Origin of the sequence: Clostridium prolinivorans, from assembly GCF_004011155.1 — a bacterium.
Taxonomy (GTDB): domain Bacteria; phylum Bacillota; class Clostridia; order Clostridiales; family Clostridiaceae; genus Clostridium_AT; species Clostridium_AT prolinivorans.
The window spans coordinates 1-1,809 of the sequence record NZ_RJWG01000040.1 but is presented as its reverse complement, the minus strand read 5'-3'; the positions used below and the strand labels follow the sequence as shown (position 1 = coordinate 1,809).

The 1,809-nt window shown below is 37.4% G+C and carries 2 protein-coding genes; both read right to left on the bottom strand.

What is annotated here, in order from left to right:
* On the bottom strand, positions 1 to 1,267 hold a 1,267-nt coding region (locus tag EGD97_RS12210; RefSeq protein ID WP_127837557.1), incomplete at its 3' end, for a type I restriction-modification system subunit M.
* Between the two features lie 4 nt (positions 1,268 to 1,271).
* Positions 1,272 to 1,493, bottom strand: coding sequence for a helix-turn-helix domain-containing protein (locus EGD97_RS12205; protein WP_024822623.1), 222 nt, complete (start codon positions 1,491 to 1,493; stop codon positions 1,272 to 1,274).
* Positions 1,494 to 1,809: the final 316 nt, after the last annotated feature.

The window sequence follows — 1,809 nt, the reverse complement described above, 5'->3', positions numbered from 1 at the left end:
CATCGATAAATAAGGTGCTATTTTCTGATTTAGACTTCTTCAGCACCATAATGCAGGTAGCAATGCTAGTACCATAGAACAAGTTATCTGGTAACTGAATGATACAGTCGATATAGTTATTGTCAATTAGGTATTGTCTGATTTTCTTTTCAGCGCCTCCGCGGTACATTACACCGGGGAAACAAACGATAGCCGCTGTTCCGTTTGTTGCAAGCCATGAGAGACTATGCATAATAAAAGCAAGGTCTGCCTTGGATTTAGGAGCCAATACTCCCGCTGGAGAAAAACGGGGATCGTTAATCAAAATAGGATCATTATCGCCCTTCCATTTAATAGAGTATGGAGGATTTGATACAATGGCTTCAAAAGGCTCATCATCCCAATGTTGCGGATCTGTTAGCGTGTCACCAAGGGCAATATCAAATTTGTCATAATCAATATCGTGCAGGAACATATTAATTCTGCACAGGTTGTAGGTTGTGATGTTGATTTCTTGACCGAAGAAACCTTGACGTACATTTTCTTTTCCTAAGATTTTTGCAAACTTTAGCAGTAGAGAACCAGAACCACAAGCGGGGTCATATACCTTGTTGACTTCAGTTTTTCCTACTAATGTTAAGTGGGTAAGGAGTTCAGAAACCTCCTGTGGCGTATAGTATTCACCACCACTTTTTCCTGCATTGGATGCATACATACCCATTAAGAATTCATAGGCATCACCGAATGCATCTATTGTATTGTCTTTGTAATCTCCCAGCTTCATTTCTCCAACAGAATTCATTAGCTTAACCAGCTTTTCATTACGCTTTACTACAGTGTTACCTAGCTTATTGCTGTTAACATCAATATCGTCAAACAGGCCTTTGAAATTATCTTCACTCTCTGTTCCTTGGGCAGATGCTTCTATATTACTGAAAATCTGTTCCAGTGTTTCATTTAAGTTTTCATCGTCCTTTGCACGAGCTCGGACATTTTCAAAAAGCTCGCTGGGTAAGATAAAGAAGCCTTTTGTCTTAACTAAATCCTCTCGTGCCTGTTCTGCTTCTTCGTCGGATAGCTTGGCATAATCAAATTCCGTATTGCCAGCTTCCCATTCTCCGGCGTTAATATAGGCAGTAATATTTTCAGATATGTAGCGGTAAAACAGCATACCTAGAACATATTGCTTAAAGTCCCATCCATCTACACTGCCTCTTAAATCATTTGCCATATTCCATATCGTGCGGTGTAATTCCGCCCGTTCCTGTTCTTTTCTGTTGTTTTCCATAACTCTACTTCCTTTCTTCAACCATATTAGGCACTAATTCCATGATATCTTTAAAATCAACGCCAAGCGCCGTACAAACCTTTACAAGAACGTCCATACTGACATATTCGTTTTTAGAAAGCTTTGAAATTGACGATGGACTTATTCCCGCAGCAGCTTGCAAATCTTTCTTCTTCATATCGCGGTCTATCAACAATTTCCAAAGCTTTTTATAGCTAACGGTCATCTTGGTCACCTCTTTATATATGTTTTTTCCATTATAGCACATTTTCTTCAAAAATAACATGATAATTCTGTGTTTGTGAAGTAATTTTACAATGTTAATAAAGATAATGATAGTTGTGTATGCCTCTATTTTTGATTTTTATTTAAATAAATACTTTTAGACAAAAAAGTCTGTAAGTCTATATGTAAAACCAAAGGCAAAGTTATAACATTAATCCTTCTTAAACTAAATATCACTTCCGCTCAAATTTGAGCAAAAGCATAAGCATTACAGCCGTCTTTACCTTAGAAAAAAGACAGGCTGTTTTTTATTTTAG

Bases quoted from the DNA above. Each gene is read 5' to 3' on its own strand.
- EGD97_RS12205 (WP_024822623.1), bottom strand. From the start codon at position 1,493: ATGACCGTTAGCTATAAAAAGCTTTGGAAATTGTTGATAGACCGCGAT.